The following is a 19348-nucleotide window of genomic DNA, read 5'->3' as shown; positions in this document are numbered from 1 at the left end:
CTCGTACTGGGCGTACGAGGACGATCCCGACAACGCGGCGAGCGTGCGTGCCAGGCGTCGCGGGGCAGGCGGGACTTTCGAAACACGCCCTAGACTTCGCCGAGTTTCTGCGCACGGTCCAGCCAAGGGCCGAACTCGCTTTCCAGGACCAGCCGGCCGAGTTTGCGGTACTCCTGGAGTACGGCCGAGACGATCTGCTCCATACCGAGCGGTCTCCCCGATTTCGCCGCTTGGTAGGCGGCGGTCACCGCGCAGGCGCGGATCGACCCTCCCGCCAGCTCGAAGCGTCCCGCGCAGAATTCCAGGTCGAGTTCCGCGTCGCGTGGGATCGCCGCCCCGAGGCAGCGGTCCCACAGGGCCAGTCGCTGCCGGCCGTCCGGCATGGGGAACTCCGCGATCACATCGAGGCGGCGGGTGAAAGCCTCGTCGAGATTGGCCCGCAGATTGGTGGTGAGCACCGCGATCCCGTCGAAGGACTCCATCCGCTGCAGCAGGTAGGCCGATTCCACGTTGGCATGGCGGTCGTGCGCGTCCTTGACCTGTGAGCGCTTCCCGAAGATGGCGTCCGCCTCGTCGAACAGCAGGATGCCGTTGACGTCGGACGCCTCGACGAAGATCCTTTCGAGATTCTTCTCGGTCTCACCGATGTACTTGTCCACCACGGTGGACAGATCCACGACGTAGAGCTCCATGCCGAGCTCCGAAGCCACCACCTCGGCGGACATGGTCTTGCCCGTGCCGGACTCACCGGCGAACAATGCGATGACCCCCCGCCCCCGGCCGCCACCCGGCCGCATCCGCCACTGCCCGAGCACCTGCTCGCGGTGGCATGCGCGCAGGGCCAGTTCGGACAACTGGCGACGGGTTGCGGAAGGCAGCACGAGGTCGTCCCAGCCGACCGCGGGCTCGATGCGACGGGCGAGCCGTTCGAGCCCCGCGCCGTTTTGTGCCCGGACCGCCGTACGCAGGTCCTGGGCGTCGACTGGACGCTCCTCCAGAACAGCCAGCCGGGAGGCGACGGTGGCGGCCTTGCGTACCTGCTCGGAGTCGAGCCGGTAGGAGACCGCGGCCTCCATGAGGCGCTCGTCGGCTGTCACGTTCCCGGCGTGCGACCCGACAGCGGCGTCGGCCTCGGCGAGCGCCCGACGCCACTGCCGCGCCACGCCTGCGGGACCGAGGGGCAGGACGCGGACCGGAACCGGGCTCTCCCCGGACCACAGGGGATCCCAGTTCTTCTTTCCGTACACGATCAGGGGCGCACCGCTGACCGCCTCGCAAAGGCCACTGAGCAGCCGGGCTCCCTCGGGCCGCTCGGGGGTGAGTGCTTCGAGTGGTCCGAGGACGAGACCGCCGCCACTCAGCCGGGCCTCGGTCGCCAGGGTCCGCGCGAGCTCCACCGGCTCGGGGGCGGTGGCGAGTGCCGCGACGTCGACCACCAATGGACGGCGCCCAGCGGCGAGAAGCGCCTCGACCGCAAGTCCGCCGGGGTCGCCTCCCCGGTCGAGCAGATGCACCAAGCCGTTGCCCGTGGCCAGTGCCGCTGCTACCCGCAGGGCCTGCGGGCCCGTGTCCGGCTCCGCCCCGGGCCCGGCCACCCGGACGAGGCCGCGCAGCCTCCCGTCGGGCTCGTCGTCGCCGAGCAGGTACGCGGTGATCCGGTCGGGTACGCGCAGCACCCGCGAAAGCAGCGGACGGTCGGCCTCCAGAACCTCCAGCAGACCGCCCGCGACCAGCGGGGCGGACGGAGAGAACCGGAAGCGGCCGGAGCCCGCAGCGGGCAACCCGCAGAGTTCAAGTGCCAGGCCGATGGTTGGCCTTCGCCGGCCGAGGTCGTCGTTGAGGTAGCCGTAGAGCCGCTCGAATCGGAGGTCGATGTCCGGTGCCATCGCGACCAGCAGAAGTTCGACGTCCAGCGGTGCCAGACCGAAGTTCTCGGCGAGCTGCCCGATCCGGCTCCCGGGCGGGGAGTCCGGCACAGGGCCGGAACCATGGGCCGGTACGGGGGCGAACGCGTCACGGGACTCCAGGACCCGCTCGACCGCCTCCGGGGTGAGGTACTGCCCCCGGTACGGATCGTCCGGTTCCGGGTCGGCGGCCCGCCGGGCCGCCACGGCGCGCCTGACCCGCTCCTCGACGTGTCTCAACCGCTCCCAGAGGTTCTCGACGGCCGCCGCCGGTGTGCCGGGCCGTTCATGAACGGCGGGACTTTCTTGTGCTGTGGTCATCGAGCCGCACTCCCGCGCCTGCGCCGTCCGGGCGGCAACTGCTGTTCACGTTCCGGGGCGAAGCCCTGACCGCCGGGGTCCGCCGCCCCGCCGTAGCGCAGCCGGCGCCCCGGCCCCGTCCCGTCGCCGTCCCGTGCGGGTGCGGCCTGCACCACCAGCCCTTCGGTGACCGGCGGGCCGGCGGAAGTCCGTTCGCCGGCCAGCGGTGCCCACACACGCAGGTCGATCGCGGCCTTGAGCTCACCGCCGAGCGCGGACCACACGTCCACGGTGGACGGCCGGTCGGTCCCCAGGCACGCCGCCTCGATCTCCACGGTCAGCCCGAGTTCGGCGAGGCTGCCTGTGTGCATCCGGGCGGGCAGCACGTCCCAGCGTACGAGGCAGCGCAACACCTCGGAGAGCAAGCGGTGTTCGTCCTGCGGACGATTGGTCCAGGCGCTCACCAGATAGGTCAGCTCGAACCAGCGGGGTGGGGTCCGCCGGCCGGTGACCACTCCTCGGTCGTCGTACTCCTCAGCCGTGCCGGTACGGCGGCGGGCCACATCCTCACGAATGCCGTGGAGGAAGACACTGACCGTGGGGGCGTTGCGGCGCGCGGACCACTCCTTCGTCGGTGCGTCGAAGACCAGGTCGACACCACTCTCCTGGATGCCGGCGTCGACCAGTAACAAGCGAATCCCCTCGTCGACTTCGTGGATCACCTGCGCCCCACCTCGTCCGGCGGGACGATGGTGCCACTGACCACCAGGAAGCGTGTCGTGACCGGGCTGAACCCCGGTCCCTCGGCGGTGATGGTGCGTGGCCCTGTCCGGTCCTTCACCAGAACCAGCAGCTGCGCGATGAACGTACGGTCCCCGCGCGGGATGGCGGGCGGTGCGGTTGCCGTGATCCCGGGCTTCCAGGTGAGCTTCACCGGTGCTCCGGGCGGGAAGTCCTTGCCCCGCACGGAGGTGACGAACCCCGGTTTGCCGACGGCGGGCACCGCGACGATACGCGGCTGGAGGATACGCAGCGGGATCCTGGAGACGTTGTCGCCGGTGTCGGCGTCGGTACCGGTTGTGGTCAGTGTTCCGGTGATGGTCGTCCTCAGCGCCCGGTCCGGCGAGAGCACGACGCGGACGACCGCACTGGCCCCCGGCGCCAGGTCCGGCAGCGTGCACACTCTGGCGGCGCAGCCCGCCGGAAGCGGGCCCGCCGGGATCCGTGCGGGCAGTCCGAGCCTCAGCCGCAGGCCGGTGGCGAGCGCGTTGCGGCCGTTGCGCACGGTGTATGTCACCACCACCCGGCCGCCGACGTAGCCGGGGCTGGGCTGCGTCCGCACCACAACGCCGGGCCCGGCCTCGGGTTCGGGCGGCAGGGGGACAGGAGGCCGGGGCGGCGTGGGCGCCGAGGTCGAAGGAGGCGGGGTGGGCGTGGGGGAGGGGGTAGGCGTCGGCGGCATGTCCTGGACCGGAACGATCGTGCCGGCGGCGTTGTCCGTGGGGTTCGGGTCGATTACGGCTCCGGTGACCGACCAGCCGATCTGCTGGTCCCCCGTCGTCACGCCTGTCAGCCGAGCGGTGACATCCACGCTGGTTCCGGGCCGGAGCACGCCCAGGTCGCATTGCGGCGACCCGGTGGCGCAGGTCCCGGCCGGGGTAGTGAGCTCATCCAGGCGCACGCCGGGCGGGGTGTCGACGGTGAACGTGGTGCCGGGCGATGGCGCGGGGCCCCGGTTGGTGACGGTGACCGTCACCGATACGGAGGAACCGGCCTCCACCGCGGGCCCGGTGGGCGGTGCTGCCACCGACAGGTCGACCGACTGCTGGAAGGCGGGCTCCTTCTGCCGGCCGGTGAGGCCGTTGTCGAACGGTGTCCGCCTCCCGGTGGCGAGGTCGAGTACGGACAGTTGCTCCGGGGAGTTCGGCGCGAGGGCCCTGCGCGAGCTCAGCACCAGCCGTCCGGCGTCCGGTGACCAGGCCACGTCGCGGGGCTGGAAGGGACCGGTCTGCGAGGTATCGGGAATGACTTGGCGGCACGCGTCGGGGTTGTCCTGCTGGACGGACGGAAGTACGACCCGGCACTCGCCACCGGTCAGCGAGGTCACGAGAATTCCGGCGCGCTCGTTGACCCGGCCGCCGCCGTCCTTGCGATTGAAGGCGAGCCTGCCGCCGTCGGGGGAGAACGCGGGGCTGTCGTCGATCACCTTGCACTCACCGGGGCAGATGGTGACGCTGAGGTCCCGCTGCTGGTCGAGCGCCTCTACCGGCACGGTCCAGACGTGCTTGATACCGCCGAGGCCCCGGATCACATGGTTGCGGGTGAATGCGAGGGTGGTTCCGTCCGACGACCAGGTCGGCTGTGCGTCGCCGCCCACCAACTCCCCGTCCGGCGGCACGATCTCGCCGGTGATCGCGCCCGTGCCGGCATCAGCGATGAGAATGCTGCTCGGCCCTGCCGCCTCGCCGACCCCGCCGGGCGAGGTCCTGGTGAACGCCAGCTTGGAGCCGTCGGGGGAGAAGGTGGGGTCGGTGTCCCAGTCGAGGGGACCGCGTCCGGCGAGCGGCATCGGTGCCGCGTGAGAACCGTCGGCGTCGGCCAGCCAGATCCGTTCGATGCGACCGGCATCCGAATCCTCGAAACGGGTCACGGCGATACGCCTGCCGTCCGGGGTGTAGTTCTGCCGCTCGGTCCACGGGTCGTAGCCCGCCGCCGGGTTGAACAGCGGATCGACGGCGGGGTCGGTGTTCGTCCCGGCCGCCGGGTCCTCGCGCAGAAGGGTGAGTCCCAGGTCCCGCGGGTCCGAGCCGTCCTGTCTGACGTCCTGGAGCGTCACGACGTTCGCCGCCGAGGCACTCGTCCGCGCGACGACCGCGGTCCCTGAGCCCGCGGATCCAAGCCAGGTGGGCGACGCGACCGCGCGGTCCTCCGTGAGCACCGTCCGCGGCTCGGTCTCGGCGAAGGCGGTCGCCCGGTAGACATGGTCGAAATCGTTGCATCCGCAGGTCGTGTCGGGGCTGAGGAAGATCAGGTCGTTCCCGTCCGGGAGCCAGGCGGCCGAGCGGGTGGACCAGTCGGCGTGGCCACCGGCCAGCAGGGGGCGGTCGGTTCCGACACCCTCGGTGACCCGGAGCCGGGGTCCGGTTTCCTCGTCGGTCTCGAGGGTGTACGCGACGAGAGCGCGGTGGGAGTCGTCGTCCACCGGGTTCCACACCGGCTCGGTCGCTTTGCCGGGCGGGCCGTCACTGATCCGGGTCACCGAGCCACCGGACAAGGCTCGTTCGTATATCTGCCGACCTCGCACGGGATCACCGTCACCGGAGTACGCGATCCGGGTGCCGTCCGGGGAGAACGTCGGGGAGGTCTCGTCGGTGGCTGTGTTCGTCAGCCGCCGCAGACCGGTGCCGTCGACGCCGACCGACCACAGGTCGCGCTGAACCGTGTCCCCCGGTCCCGGCTCCGCCGAGTCGAACACCACGCTCCGTCCGTCCGGGGAGAGTTCGGGGTGTGCGGCGTCCCGGCCGGTGGTGAGCCTGCGCACCGTTTCGTCCGCGCCGCGCACATACACCTGAGGTCGCACGGTGTCGCGAAGGCTGGTGAAGACCAGCGACTCGCCGCGTGCGGAGGGATCCTGGTCGTAGTGGGCCGGTCCAGGACCGAACAGCGGGGTGCTGGTCTCCGGGTCGAAGACCCGGCCGAGGCTGCGGTGTTCGGTACCGGCGAAGGCGATGCGTCCGGCATCGACCGGGACGTCGTCCGCCGCCGCGGCGGGTCTCGGCGCACCCTGCGGGGCGGACACGGAACCCGCCACCAGCAGCGGCGTCAACAGCACCACGACGCCCGTCAGTCGGCGCAGCCTGGTATGCCTCGCCGGGCCAGCAGTGCCGCTCACGGGCCCACCTCACAGTCTGGTCGACGACTCTCCACCTCAAGCATCGCGCTCGCGCGGGAACAAGGACAGGGCCCGGAGTACCCGGAGCGGGGGAAGGGACGGGTGCCCTTTGCGGCGGTTCTCCCCGGCCCTTCCTGGGGCTCCTGCCGCGGGAATTCGGCTTCGGGCCGGCCACGACCTGCCGGCACGGCCTGGACTGAGGCCGACGTGCGACCCCGGCCGCACGGATGATCGGACCACCGGACAACTGGAATCGTGACCCGCGAAGGATTCTACGACGCCTGCTCCGCCGGCAGGAGGGCGCTGCGCCGACGGTCGTACGCCGCCCTGGCCACCGCCCGCAGCTTCACGTAGAAGGGGTTGTCCTGGCTGGTCCGCCACATGTGGAGATAGATCAGCATCTGGTTGAGCACGGTGTCGTACTCGACCAGCGTGCCCGACGCGTCCCCGGCCGCCTTGCCCCAGCCGACCAGGCGCTCCTTCTGCGCGGCGGTGATCTTGCCCGCCTTCTCGAAGGAGTTCGCGTACATCTCCAGCTTGTGCGGCTGAGCGCCGTAGACCAGCTTCTCCTTCAGCATCCGTTGCTGGAATCCGTTGAACTCGGGGTTTCCGGCCAACTCGTTCTTCAGATCCTCGAGCGCCCGCTTGCGCTCGGCCGCCAGCGCCGCGACCTCCTCGTCGCTCGTCCCGGACTGCACCAGTTCCATCACCGGGCTGCTGCCGAACGCCTGATGGGCCGCGACATGGGTCAGCTCGTGGGCGATGTGCCCCAGCAGGAAGGAGGTGCCGCCCAAGGCCTGGGTGTCGACGTTGAACGTGAACGACGGGCCGCCTTCGGCGGCCGGGTTGAGCTTCATGCCAGGCATGCCGCCCCGCGGGTACTGCATCACGGTCACCAGGTGCACCACGTCCATCAGTTCCCCGATGACGGCGCGCGTCTCCTCGGGCAGCGCCTGCTCCACGCGGAGCGCCCCCAGCTTCTGGACGAACCCGCCCATCATGTTCTGGAACCGGTCCGCGGGGATGGTCTGGGCCGTGGCCTGGGCCTTACTGCCCAGCGCCTGCTGGTCCTCGTCCGGGTTCCTCATGCGGTCGATCTCGGTCAGCAGCCCTTGGAAGACCGACTCGAGGTCCAGCTGTTTCTGTGCCTCCTCGGCCTGCCGGCCGAGTTGCTCGGTGCCCCCGACACGTGATCCTCCCGGCTTGTGGGCGGTGTAGTCGCCACACGCCTGCACGATGTCCTTGAGGGCGAACAGCTTGGCGCGCTGATCGGTGTCCGGCAGGGTGTAGAACGCCTTGAGTGCCTTGTCCACCATGGTGATCCCGGAGCGGCCGCGGAGCCCGGGGGCCGCTGTGCTCTCCTTGAACTCGCCCTCGGTCATCATCCGGGACACCGTGATCAACTGCGACACGGCAGCGTTGCCCATGGTGCTCTGCAGTCCCGCGAGGCTACGAGGGCCGCGGCTGCTTCGTACAGGGGACGCGGGCGGCGTGCCGTGCGTCCGCCCGGGGCTCTCATGGGTACGCATGGAGCCACGCTAGGTGGGCGCAGGCGCCGGACCCAGGGACGGAAGGGCACGGTAGGGGCAACACCGTTGCCCCGCGGGTACTTACGGCGGCGTAGCAGGGTCCGTACGGGACGTCCGTATGCTCCCGCGCGCGACGTCGCACGTTGTCCGCGCGGGAGCACACGCCAGGAATCAGATGAGTCCGTGGCGCATGGCGTAACCGACGGCGTGGGCACGATTGCGCAGCTCGAGCCGTGTCGCCATCTCGTGCAGCACGTTCTTGACGGTGCGTTCGGAGTAGGAGGTCTTCTGTGCGATCTCCGCGGTGCCGAAGCCCTCCGACACCAGCTTGATCATCTCCGCCTCCCTCGCCGTGAGGGTGGAGAGCGAAAGCCCCCGGGGGTCGAGTACCGTGCGGTGGAGGCTGCTGACATGGTCGAGAAGCTTTCCGAGCAGGTCGCCCGGCAGCACACCTTCACCGTTCGCTATCGCCTGCACCAGATGGACGAGACGGTCCTGGTCCGCCTCCCCGCGCCTCAGCACGGCGGCGACGCCGCACTCGATCAGGGTCTGGAGCGCGCCCGATTCGAAGAATCCGACGACGAGTCCGGTGCGGGTCGAGGTGTTGCGTTGGAGACGGTGCAGCAGCTGGACGGCGGGCTCGTTCACCATGTCCACCACCACTAACGAGACTTGGGCCCGGTCGGCCTCCGACTCCGCTGCCAGTTCTATCTCGGGCCGCAGACGCAACTGGTGGACTATGCCGGTCTGCAGGATCAGGTCCTCCGCGTACACCGCTACGGAGATCCTGCCCCCTGGGGTCTTCTTGACGCTGCCCGCGGCGGGGTGCTCCGATGCGGCGGTACTGCCGTTCTGGCCGTGCTCCGCTGCTCTGTTCGTCATGTCTGTCGTCGTCATCGTTCCGTGCCCGTCTTTCTCAGGTGCTTCCGTCAGTAACCGATATGCCTGTTGCTGATCTCGTTCACACCCGCATCAGGCAGGGGGACCGGGCTCGGGGAAGGGGTGCGGGGACACTGTGCCGTTGTGCTGTCGGGGCACCAGCCCTGCCCGCTCGTTGCCCTCCCGCCTCTGCTGCACAACCGCAGGCGCGGCTTAGCGTCGCATCGTGACCACATCTGCCGAACTCGAAATGTCCACGGTGACGGTGTCGCCCGGCGCTGAAGCGACGACGACCCTGACGGTGCGCAACGACGGCGACATCGTCGAGGCCTACACGCTCGAAGTGGTCGGCGACTGCGCCGCGTGGAGCACCGTGGAGCCGGCGCGCGTCTCCCTCTACCCGGGCACCTCCGAGGTGGTGACCGTGCGGCTCGCGCCGCCCCGGTCCCACGAGGTCCGGGCCGGCGAGATACCTCTGGGTGTCCGCGTTCTGCCCACGGAGCGCCCCGAGTCGGTGGCGGTCCCCGAGGCCACGGTGGTCGTCGAGCCCTTTCACGAGCTTTGGGCGGAGCTGGACCCGCGCCGCCGCCGCGGCTGGCTGGGTGCCCGGTTCGGGACCTCGGTGCAGAACCGGGGAAACGCCCCGGTAGACGTCGCCCTGACCGGAAAGCAGGCCGGGGAGGAACTTCGCCTGGCCTTCGCGCCGGATCGCCGCCGCCTGGAACCGGGCGAGTCTGCCGAGGTGCGCCTGCGGGTACAGGCCCGGAAGCTGATCTGGTTCGGCGAGCCGGCAGCCTGGCCGTTCGAGGTCGAGCCCGCGCAGACCACCGAACGGGACACCGGCGGCGAGCGGCCGGACCGACCCGGGGCGCTGCCTGGTGAGTTCGCACAACTGCCAATACTGCCCAAATGGTTGCTGGTCGTCCTGGCCGCGCTGCTCGCGCTGCTGATCGCGTGGTTCGCGCTGGTCCGGCCCGCGGTGCGCAGCACCGCGAAGCAGGCGGCGACCGAGGCCGCTCAGCAGGAGACGGCCGATGGCGAGCAGCAGGGCGCGACGACGGCCGGCGGCTCGGGTGGCCCGGCCGGTGGTCAGGGGCAGGATCAGGGCCAGGGACAGGGGAGCCGTCCGGGCGAGTCGTCCGGGTCCGGCGGCTCCGGTACGGGCGGCTCCACGACGGGCGCAGGTACCGGGAGCGCACAGCAGAGCTCGGCGACGATCGATGTGCAGACGGCGGCCGGGGCCGAGAAGGAGGGGACGTACCGCGTTCCGGAGGGGAAGGCATTCGGCGTCACGGACATTGTGGTGGCGAACTTCCAGGGTGACGAAGGAGTGCTGACCATCTCCTTCGGGGAGCGGAAGATCACCACCATCGCTCTGGAGACCTTTCGCAACCAGGACTATCACTGGGTCACCCCCATCCAGATTCCGGAGAACGCCACTGTCACCGCTTCCGTGACCTGTTCCAAACCGGGCACTCCGGCGACCGGAACTCAGGCTTCCCAATGCCACCAGGTACTCAATGTCAGCGGCGTGCTGAGCGACCTCGCGCCGTAGCAGCAATAGCGCCGGCCTTCCGCCTTTCCGTGCCAGGTATGTGAACAGCTGAAGTCCCGAACAGGAGAAACCCTGCTCGTCGACTTCAGATGGATCTTCACCCCTGCGCATCCCGAAAGTCCAGACTTCGATAATCTCCGTCACGTCGGCAACGGGGTGGGGAATCACCACTCGTGCGAACGTGAACCGAGCCGTCCGGAGCCTGCCTGCCGTCTTCGGTGCGGAATGTGGGGAGGGCCGGCGAGGCTAAGGGCTGTCCCGACAGCCCTTAGCCGGAGAAACCCGGCCTGGATGGCTGCCGAACGGCAGCGATTCTGGCTGATATTCATCGTCCGGCTGTCGCGGGCATTCACGAGCATTCTCGGGAACCCAGGGACCGGGGGACCGTGCATGCCGCCGTTCGCCGAATCCGGAGATTCTCATTTCTGTCGAATCCCTCATCGAAGCACCTGTGGGCGCCCTCCGTGGAGCCTCGCCGCCGCGCGACCGGACCGGGAACACGCCGGGACGGAGTGCGCCCGTCGCCGCGAACCGTCCGCGCGGGGAAGCATTTCCTGGCATCCGGGTGCCTGGAAAGGCAGCGTCCCTGCCCCGTGCCCAGGACTTTGAGGCCTACTGTCCGCCGAGGCCGCCGGGCAAGACTGAGCGGGCGAACGACTGACCATCCGAAGGAGCGAGCATGCCGTCGTACCTCACCCCCGGTGTATACGTGGAGGAGGTGCAGTCCGGAGCACGGCCCATCGAGGGAGTCGGCACCGCGGTCGCAGCCTTCGTCGGATTCGCGGAGACCGGCCCCTTCCACCGGCCGACGCTGGTGACGAGCTGGGACCAGTACGTCCAGACCTTCGGCACCTTCACCCGCGACACGTATCTGACGCTCGCGGTCCACGGCTACTTCGCCAACGGCGGCGGCGCGGCCTACATCGTGCGCATCGGCGGTCCCGCACAGGACTCTCCGCCGGGCTCCGCGCCCGAAGCGGACCCGTCCGTCGCCATCGGAGGGTTCCTGGTCTCCGCACGGCCCGGTACGAGTGGAGACCTCTCCGTGGAGGTCGCCGACGCCGAGGGCGAGAACCCTCCGGAGGACCGGTTCCGGCTGCTGGTGCGACAGGCCGGCAAGGTGGTGGAGACCTATGACGTCTCCGCCCGTAAGAACGTCAAGGGCTATCTGGTCACCCAGGCCCGCCAATCCAAGCTCATCGAGGTCACCGAGCAGCCTGGCGCAGCCCAGAGCCGTCCTGAGAAGCAGAGCCTCTCCCTCACGCCCGCCGCTGCCGCCCCGGGGGCCGGCGTCGCACGGATCGACCCGGCCGAGTACGTCGGCGACGCCACGGCCCGCACGGGGTTCGCGGGCCTCGAAGCGATCGACGAGATCACTATGGTGGCCGTTCCGGACCTGATGAGTGCCTACCAGCGCGGGGACATCGACGCCGAGGGCGTCAGAACCGTGCAAATGGCGGTGATTTCGCACTGCGAGCAGATGGGCGACCGGGTCGCCGTCCTGGACACTCCGCCGGGCATGAACGCCCAGCGAGTCCGTACCTGGCGCAACGACGACGCCGGATTCGACTCGCGCTACGCGACCGTGTACTACCCGTGGCTCAAGGTCTTCGACCCGGCGACCGGCCACAACTCCCTGGTGCCGCCCAGCGGTCACGTCGCCGGCGTCTGGGCGCGCAGCGACGGTGAGCGCGGTGTGCACAAGGCCCCCGCCAATGAGGTCATCCGCGGTGCGCTGGACCTGGAGCTCCGGCTCAGCAAGGGCGAGCAGGACCTCCTCAACCCGATCGGCGTCAACTGCGTGCGTGCGTTCCCCGGGCGCGGCATCCGGATCTGGGGCGCGCGCACGCTCTCGTCCGACCCGGCCTGGCGCTACCTCAACGTACGCCGCCTCTTCAACTACCTGGAGGAGTCGATCCTCCTGGGCACCCAGTGGGTGGTTTTCGAGCCGAACGACGACCGCCTGTGGTCGAGCATCCGGCGCAACGTCACCGCTTTCCTCACCGAGGAATGGCGCCGGGGCGCTCTCTTCGGCCGCACGGCCGAGGAGGCGTTCTACGTCAAGTGCGACCGTGACAACAATCCACAGGAGTCGATCGATCTCGGCCAGGTCGTGTGCGAGATCGGCGTGGCCCCGGTGAAGCCCGCAGAGTTCGTGGTCTTCCGCCTCGCGCAGTTCTCCGACAGCACCAGCCTCGTCAACGAGTGACCCAGCAGTCCACGAACGGAACAGGTGACACAAAGTCATGGCAGAGGGCGACGCTCTTTCCACCCACGTCTTCGGCGTGCAGCTCGGCGGCTATCTCGTCGAGTCGATCCAAGAGATCAGCGGTCTGACCGTCGAGGAGGAAGTCGTCGAGGTCCGTCAAGTGACCGCCGAGGGCAAGCAGATCATCAGGAAGCAGCCCGGCGCACGCCAGGCCGGCGAGGTGACGATCACCCGCGGGCTCGACAAGAGCAGCGAGTTCACCAACTGGATCAAGGAGACGCTCAACAACGGGGCCGTCGACACCGCGCGCCAGAACCTGACCATCGAGATCAAGGACTCGAAGGGCGAAACTGTCCGGCGCATCCAGCTGATGCAGGGGTGGGCCAGCAAGTGGGAGGGCCCCTCGCTGAAGGCCGGCGAGTCCAGCGCCGCCACCGAGACGGTCACCATCACCTTCGAGGAGATCGTCGTCGAATGAGGCGCAGGACCGTTACGTCGGGCGGGCTCGACGAAGTCCTTGACGGCCTCGCGTCCGTCCCGCCCGCCACACACGAGGAGGCTCCTGCGCCGTCCCCGGCCCGGGATCGGGACCGGCAGGAGCTGCGTACGGAGTTCGATTTCGAGCTCCCGCGCGGTTACGTCGACGACGAGGGCCAGGTGCACCGGCGCGGCTCGATGCGGCTCGCGACGGCACGGGACGAGCTGCGCCCGCAGATCGACCTGCGGGTGAAGGAGAACCCGGCGTACCTGAGCGTGGTGCTGCTGAGCCAGGTAATCACCCAGCTCGGCACCGTCACCGATGTGCACGCCGGCGTCGTCGAGCGGATGTACGCCACGGATGTGGCGTTCCTCCAGGACTTCTACCGCCGGATCAACAGCGAGGGCCACACACACGCCGCGGTGACGTGCCCACTGTGCCACGGATCGTTCGAGGTGGACCTCTCGGGTGGGCGCCTGGGGGAATCGTGACGTACGCGCCTTCCCGATTGCGGGAGGAGGTCGCGTACGTCGCCTACCACTTCCATTGGCAGCGAGAGGACATTCTCGACCTCACCCACGGCGAGCGTCAGCAGTGGGTACGGGAGATAGCGCGGATCAACACCCGCGTCAACGAAGGCGGGTGATCGTGTGGGGTTCGGGGACTGGTTCCGCCGAGGGAACCAGCAGCAGCCCGGCACGCCCTCCCAGGGCGGGGCCGAAGCCGGTACCGGACGCGGTCCGGTACCGGAAACGGACCGGAGCGAGCGCCGGACCGATCAGCAGGACGGCGGCTGGGACGGCGGCTGGCGGCAGGTCGCGCCGCCGACAGTGACCGTCGCCCGGTCCTCGATCGGGGTGAGCGACGGACTGCGGTTCAGATCCGGCCTCGCCTCGTGGCAGAACTTCGCGTTCGGCGGCGAGCTCGGCCATGCCGTACTGCCGTCCGCACCGGTGGGCCTCATCCATGGCGTCGCCCGTCCGGGCGGCGCGCGTTCCGCGTCACCCGGTGGGCCACTCCTCCTGCGTGCCGCCCGGACCGGTGCGGACGGGGAAGCAGAGGCTGCGGCGGACCGGACACCTGCCGCGGCGAGCAACGCGACCGGCAGGGGCGCAACTGGCGGGAAGCCGGTTTCTGCCGCCGTCCGGCGGTCGAGCGGCACGATGCCGCCCGGCTCTGCCGGACGCGGGGCACCGGGCCGGCAGGCTCGCGGGGGCGGCGCAGCGGCTCCGGAAGCCACGACAAGGGCGGTCCCGGCGAAGGGCACGGCTTCAGCCGCGGGTCCGGGACGAGCTTCGAGCCCGGCCGCTGCGCCGACGCAGCAGCATCCCGCGAAAACCGGACCAGCACCTGCTTCGCTACAGCGGGCCCGGCCCGCCGCCGTACGCCTGAGGCGGACCACCCCGCCCCTGATCATTGCCCAGCGTCCGGCGATGACCCTGCGGCACATCGCCGGGATCCCGCCGGCCCCAGCCTCCGCACCAACCGCTCCGATCCCCACCACCACCGCCGTGCAGCAGACCGCGCCCGGTCGGCTGGGCGGCTCCGGCCAGGCGGATTCCCCCGCCCCACCGGGCACCACACCGTCGCCGGACCGCACCACCGACCGTTCCGCCACCGCGACGGTGCGCCCAGCCCTGGGCAAACCCCTGCGGGAACTGCCCACCGGGGCCGTACCGTCCGGCCCGGCAGCACGGGGCGGGGCCGGACCGTCCGGCCCGGCAGAGCAGCGGGAAGCAAGCATGCCTGTGCTTCAACGGCGGGCATCGGATGCGGGAACCCCTGCGGTGACCACACCTTTGCCGGAGGCGACCAAGCCGTCGGTGCGTCAGCAGCCGTCCGCGGAGGCCCGGTCCCCGAAGCCGTCCCAGCTTCCCCCGCCGTCCGCGGAGGCCCGGTTCCCGAAGCCGTCCAAGCTTCCCCAGCCGTCCGCGGAGGCCCAGTCCCCGAAACCGCCCCAGATTCCCCCGCCGTCCGCGGAGGCCCAGTCCCCGAAACCGCCCCAGCTTCCCCTGCCGCTCCAGTCGGCACCGGCTTGGGGACAGGCGCCGGTATCCGGGCGGAAGCGGGCGCAACACCCCGGCGGGCACGAGCCGTCGAAGCCTTCGGTCCCCCCTGAGGCCCCGCAGTCACCACGGCCCGACGGGTCCGGCTCACAGGCCCGTACCCGCGGCGGGATCGGCACCCCCCTCCCCTCGCTTCCGTCGACAGCCAGGCTTCAGAACGACGCTCCGCTGCTCGGTGACCGCCGTCGGTCACAGCCGGGAACTGCGAGCCCGCGACAGGGCATGACGTCGACGGGGGAGCCTGCGGCGCCCCCGCCCCCCGCACCGGCCGAGCCCACACTGACGCCGACGTCCCTGAACGCGCCTTCCGAGATGCCGGTGCGCTCGTCCCCCGTGCCTGCCCAGCCCGCTGCGTCCGCACCGGAACCTGCGGCTGTCCAGCGCGCGGTGGACACCATGCGTACGCGTACGAGCATGCCGGTAGCCGCCCCTTCCCCTTCGCCGTCCCCTTCTGCTCCCGCTGCGCCGGTGCGTGTCCGGAGGATCGCCCCGCAGCGGGAGGAGGGACGGGCATCCGGGCTTGCCACCGGTACCAGCGGGCAGTCGCCCACTGTCCAGCGGTCGCGGGCCCTGCTCGCAGGCAGGGCCCTGAAGGTGAGTACCGGCTCCGGTGAGGGCTTTTCGGTGCCGACGGCGACTGCAGGCAGCACAGCCCGGCCGGTCGTGGCGGCCGCCTGGCGTCGTGATGTACAGCAGCCGGGGTCCGATCTGCCGTCGTCGGGGCGCGGGAGTTCGCGGCCCGGGGAGCCCCGGACGTCATCGGGCGCGGCACCCCGGGAGACAGCTCCTCACGTGCGCACCCGCCCCGCCGAAACCGCGTCGCCGTACCGGACCCGTGCGACCGGCTGGAAACCTGTGCCGGAGAAATCGGCGCCCGGCGGCACCGTGCAGCGCTCCGTGCCCCGCCTCCCCGGACCGCCGTCCCCGGCACCACGACCCGTACCGTCCACCTCGTACGCATCCCCCTCCGCGCCGTCCACCCCGTCCGCCGCTCGGCCGGCGGTTCCCGTCGTGCGCCCGCATCCGCCCGGACCAGCCCGGCCGGAAGCGGTCACCGTCCCCGTACAGCGGATGGCGATGCCGGTGGTGCCCGAATCCGCCGGTCCCGCGCCCACCGGACCGGCGGCCGGAGACGGCGCTCCACTCACCGGACCACCGAGCCTTTCGGTACGAGTTCCGCAACGCGCACCCGCTCCGGCCGCCGGAGCCGGCAGCTCCGCAACCGCGGCGCACGCGCTTCAGCGCGCGGCGGCCGACGCCGGAATCACCGGCGTTCCGGTGAGGGCGGCCCCGGTGAAGCCCGCCGAACCGTCGGGAAGATCCGGAGCAGCCGGCTCGGCCAACGACGACGCACCGGCCGCGAACCGGATCACCGGGGCGGACATGGAGGAACTGGCCCGTCGTCTGCTCGAGCCGGTGAGCCGGCTGATCCGCGCGGATATGCGTAGAGGGCGGGAGCGTGCCGGACGGTTGTACGACGGCCGCCGCTGACGGCGGCCCCGCCCGGCACGGCACTTGGGAAACAGCAGAGAAGAAGAGAAACGCATGACGGACGACATCTTCGCGACGAGCGTGTTCTTCAAGCTCGTGATCGGAGGCAGTGACCTGGGAGCCTTCCACACCTGCTCGGGTCTGGGCGCCGAAGTGGAGTTGGAGCAGTACGCCGAGGGCGGCAACAACGGCTTCACCTGGCAGTTGCCGGGGCGGATCACCTGGACCAACATCACGCTGACCCGCCCGGTCACCGCCGACACGCTCAAGATCGCGCGGTGGCTGAACGAGACGATCCAGCGGGTCGAGCGCAAGGACGGCGAGATCGTCGCGCTCCGTCCGGACCTCAGCCGCATCATCAGCTGGCAGGTGCACGGCATCGTGCCGGTGCGCTGGCAGGGACCGTCCTTCGACCCTGCCAGCTCCCAGGCGGCGACCGAGACGCTGGAGATCGCGCACGAGGGCCTGGAACCATCCTGATGGACAGTCAATTCCTTTGGCGGATCACAGGTAATAGCGAACACCGGGAAGGAGGAACGCAATGTCACCCGCTGTCCGTACGAGCCGTGCTCGCGCTCAGCTGACCATCATGGAACCGCCCGCGGCCGTCGGCGCCAAACCGGGCGGGATCCTCGCCCGGCTCACGTTGCAGTTCAACCCCGCGAAGCTGTCACTGAGCAAGAGCACCGAGTGGCGGCGTACGCCGTCCCGGATGGCCGGGCAGTCCGCACTGCCCGAATTCGTGGGCAGCGGGCCCCGGGCATTGTCCCTGGAGGTCTTCCTGGACGCCACGGCCACCCATGACAACTCCGTGGAGAAGGCGGTGGAGCAGCTGATGATGGCGTGTGTGCCCACCCCGAGCAGCCTGGCCCGCAAGACGCCCGCCAGCCCCTGGGTGCGCTTCGACTGGGGCACGTCGAAGACGACCTCGTTCGACGGCGTGCTGTCCAACCTCTCCGTTTCGTACACGCTGTTCGACGTCGACGGGAAGCCGCTGCGCGCCACCTGCTCCCTGTCGATCGAGGAGGCGAGCGTCGATCCGCCCGGCCAGAACCCCTCGTCGGGTTCGCGGGAGGCACGTCGTACCCACCGGGTCGTCGTCGGTGACAGCCTGCCGCTGCTCGCCTGGCGGGAGTACGGCGATGCCACCGCGTGGCGCACGATCGCGGACGCCAACGACATTGACGACCCAATGCAGTTGATTCCCGGCAGGGAGCTGGTCGTGCCCGGACTGGAAGATCACGCTCCGGAGGTCCGCCGGTGACCGCCCCGGGCCGCTCCTTCGCCGCAGATCCGATCGTCGAGGCCCCTGGCGAGCTGCCACCGGCCTGGGCCGCCCAGCTGGTGAGTTGCGTGGTCGACGAGAACGTCGGCCTGCCGGATACCGCCGTGCTGATGTACCGGGACCCCGATCACAAGCTGCTCACCGCCACCGGTCTCACCATCGGCACACCGCTGAAGATCTCCGTGGTCACCGTGCAGGACCGGGTGCGTGAGCGGTTGTTCACCGGTGAGGTCACGGCGGTCGAACTGGACAGCGACACCACCGGTTCGTTCACGGTCGTCCGCGCCTTCTCCAAGGCTCACCGGCTCCAGCGCGGACGGAAGGTGGTGGCCTACCGCAACATGAAGACCGCGGACATCGTCCGCAAGGTCGCCGCGGGCGCCGGACTCGCCTGTGGAAAGATCGAGGCGGCGCCCATCACGTACCAGCAGCTGACCCAGCCCAATGTCTCCGACTGGGAGTTCCTCCAATACCTCGCGGGCGAAAGCGGCGCGCACGTGCGGGTGGACGACAAGGGCCTGTTGCAGTTCGTGAAGCCGAAGCCCGCCGCGTCGGCGCCCTCCCCGGCCACCTCCGCCACCCGGCATCCGATGGTCCTGGAGTACGGGCGCAACCTCCTGGCCCTGCGGGCCGTGCTGACCGGTGCCGACGGCGCGGACAGTGTGGAGGTACGGGGCTGGAACATCGACACCAAGACCCGGCTGGTCGCCCGCGAGCAGTCCATCCGCAGCGACACGGTGTCCCCCGGGATGAGCCCGTCGCTGGCGGCCGGGGCGTTCGGCCCGAACGCCCGGATGACAGTCACCGACACCCCGTACCGTACCCAGGCCGAGGCAAGGGCCGTGGCCGGTTCGGTGGCCGCTTCGGTGAGCTCCGGGTTCGGGGAGATCGAGGCGGTCGCCGAGGGAAACCCCCAGCTGCGGGCGGGCGAGCCGGTGGCGCTCGGCAATGTCGGGCCCGCGTTCGCCGGGCGCTACACGGCGACCGCCGCCCATCACGTCCTCGAACCGAACGGCGGGTACCGCACGACCGTGATCGTGAGCGCGGCGCCCGACCGCTCGCTGGCGGGACTGACCAGTGGCTCGAACACGCCCTCGCGCGGCCCGCGCATGCCGGGGCTCGCGATCGGCGTGGTCACCGACATCCGTGAGGGCAAGGCCGAACGGGGCTGGGTCCGGCTGAAGTTCCCCTGGCTCGACGACACCTATGTGACCGACTGGGTCCGTACGGTGCAGTGGGGCGGCCACGGCGGGGGTGGAGTGTTCAGTCCCGAGGTCAACGACGAGGTGCTGGTCGGTTTCGAGCAGGGTCTGCTGGACAGTCCCTACGTGCTGGGCGGCCTCTACAACGGGGTTGACAAGCCGTCGCCCCACGACGTTCCGCTGGTCGACCCGACCAGCGGCAAGGTCAACCGTCGCTCGCTGGCCTCCCGTTCCGGGAACCGGCTCGAACTGCTGGACGCCCCGCGCGGACCGTCCGGTGTCCGGCTGGCCAGTGGCAACAAGCGGCTCGAAGTCACGCTGGACGAGCGGCGGGGCGAGATCGCGCTGAAGGTGTCTGCCTCTGGCGGCACCCGTGTGCTGAGCTCCGTGACCCTCTCCGCATCCGGTATCACGCTCGACGCCGGTTCGGGTGAGGTGAACGTGAAGGGACGCACGGTGACCGTCAACGGCAAGACGGGGGTCACCGTGGACGGCGGACTGCTCGCCGTCCTCAAGGCCAAGCTCATCCGTATCAACTAAGACCGACCGGCAAATGGC

General features: G+C 70.3%; 14 protein-coding genes. 9 read left to right on the top strand and 5 right to left on the bottom strand.

Going from position 1 to position 19348, the window contains the following annotated elements; genetic code table 11:
• Positions 1 to 89 precede the first annotated feature (89 nt).
• From ABT115_RS28235 to ABT115_RS28215, 5 genes are all read right to left on the bottom strand, one after another.
• Positions 90 to 2225, bottom strand: a complete 2136-nt coding sequence (locus tag ABT115_RS28235) for an ATP-binding protein (protein WP_351795507.1) — start codon at positions 2223 to 2225, stop codon at positions 90 to 92.
• Positions 2222 to 2926 carry a Pvc16 family protein gene (locus ABT115_RS28230; RefSeq protein WP_351795504.1) on the bottom strand — a complete coding sequence of 235 codons (705 nt, stop codon included), beginning with the start codon at positions 2924 to 2926 and terminating at the stop codon, positions 2222 to 2224. The genes ABT115_RS28235 and ABT115_RS28230 overlap by 4 nt, the downstream gene beginning before the upstream one ends.
• Entirely contained in the window at positions 2923 to 6096 is a 3174-nt protein-coding gene (locus tag ABT115_RS28225) for a hypothetical protein (protein WP_351795501.1), read from the bottom strand. Before ABT115_RS28225 ends, ABT115_RS28230 begins: the two co-directional genes overlap by 4 nt.
• Positions 6097 to 6368: 272 nt before the next feature.
• Positions 6369 to 7625, bottom strand: coding sequence for a hypothetical protein (locus tag ABT115_RS28220; RefSeq protein ID WP_351795499.1), 1257 nt, complete (start codon positions 7623 to 7625; stop codon positions 6369 to 6371).
• 171 nt (positions 7626 to 7796) lie between these two features.
• Positions 7797 to 8522 carry a helix-turn-helix transcriptional regulator gene (locus ABT115_RS28215; protein ID WP_502969180.1) on the bottom strand — a complete coding sequence of 242 codons (726 nt, stop codon included), beginning with the start codon at positions 8520 to 8522 and terminating at the stop codon, positions 7797 to 7799.
• Positions 8523 to 8754: 232 nt separating this feature from the next.
• Between ABT115_RS28215 and ABT115_RS28210 the strand changes: the two genes are divergently transcribed.
• From ABT115_RS28210 to ABT115_RS28170, 9 genes are all read left to right on the top strand, one after another.
• Positions 8755 to 10059 carry a COG1470 family protein gene (locus tag ABT115_RS28210; protein WP_351795514.1) on the top strand — a complete coding sequence of 435 codons (1305 nt, stop codon included), beginning with the start codon at positions 8755 to 8757 and terminating at the stop codon, positions 10057 to 10059.
• A 679-nt stretch (positions 10060 to 10738) separates the two neighbouring features.
• Positions 10739 to 12268 carry a phage tail sheath family protein gene (locus ABT115_RS28205; RefSeq protein WP_351795493.1) on the top strand — a complete coding sequence of 510 codons (1530 nt, stop codon included), beginning with the start codon at positions 10739 to 10741 and terminating at the stop codon, positions 12266 to 12268.
• A 37-nt stretch (positions 12269 to 12305) separates the two neighbouring features.
• Entirely contained in the window at positions 12306 to 12746 is a 441-nt protein-coding gene (locus ABT115_RS28200; RefSeq protein ID WP_351795490.1) for a phage tail protein, read from the top strand.
• The gene (locus ABT115_RS28195) at positions 12743 to 13237 is read left to right on the top strand and encodes a hypothetical protein (protein WP_351795487.1); all 495 of its coding nucleotides are present in this window, start codon (positions 12743 to 12745) and stop codon (positions 13235 to 13237) included. The genes ABT115_RS28200 and ABT115_RS28195 overlap by 4 nt, the downstream gene beginning before the upstream one ends.
• On the top strand, positions 13234 to 13392 hold the full coding sequence (locus tag ABT115_RS28190) for a DUF6760 family protein (RefSeq protein ID WP_351795484.1): 159 nt from the start codon (positions 13234 to 13236) through the stop codon (positions 13390 to 13392). The genes ABT115_RS28195 and ABT115_RS28190 overlap by 4 nt, the downstream gene beginning before the upstream one ends.
• A 2212-nt stretch (positions 13393 to 15604) precedes the next feature.
• Complete coding sequence (locus ABT115_RS28185; RefSeq protein ID WP_351795481.1) at positions 15605 to 16303, top strand: hypothetical protein; 699 nt, start codon at positions 15605 to 15607, stop codon at positions 16301 to 16303.
• A gap of 54 nt (positions 16304 to 16357) precedes the next feature.
• Complete coding sequence (locus ABT115_RS28180) at positions 16358 to 16783, top strand: phage tail protein (RefSeq protein ID WP_351795478.1); 426 nt, start codon at positions 16358 to 16360, stop codon at positions 16781 to 16783.
• A gap of 61 nt (positions 16784 to 16844) precedes the next feature.
• Entirely contained in the window at positions 16845 to 17567 is a 723-nt protein-coding gene (locus tag ABT115_RS28175; protein ID WP_351795475.1) for a CIS tube protein, read from the top strand.
• The gene (locus ABT115_RS28170; RefSeq protein ID WP_351795472.1) at positions 17564 to 19330 is read left to right on the top strand and encodes a VgrG-related protein; all 1767 of its coding nucleotides are present in this window, start codon (positions 17564 to 17566) and stop codon (positions 19328 to 19330) included. The genes ABT115_RS28175 and ABT115_RS28170 overlap by 4 nt, the downstream gene beginning before the upstream one ends.
• Positions 19331 to 19348 lie beyond the last annotated feature (18 nt).

Source organism: Streptomyces sp. NPDC001832, assembly GCF_040297265.1.
Lineage (GTDB): Bacteria > Actinomycetota > Actinomycetes > Streptomycetales > Streptomycetaceae > Streptomyces.
The sequence above is the reverse complement of the archived record's forward strand: the minus strand, read 5'-3'. Positions and strand labels throughout refer to the sequence as shown.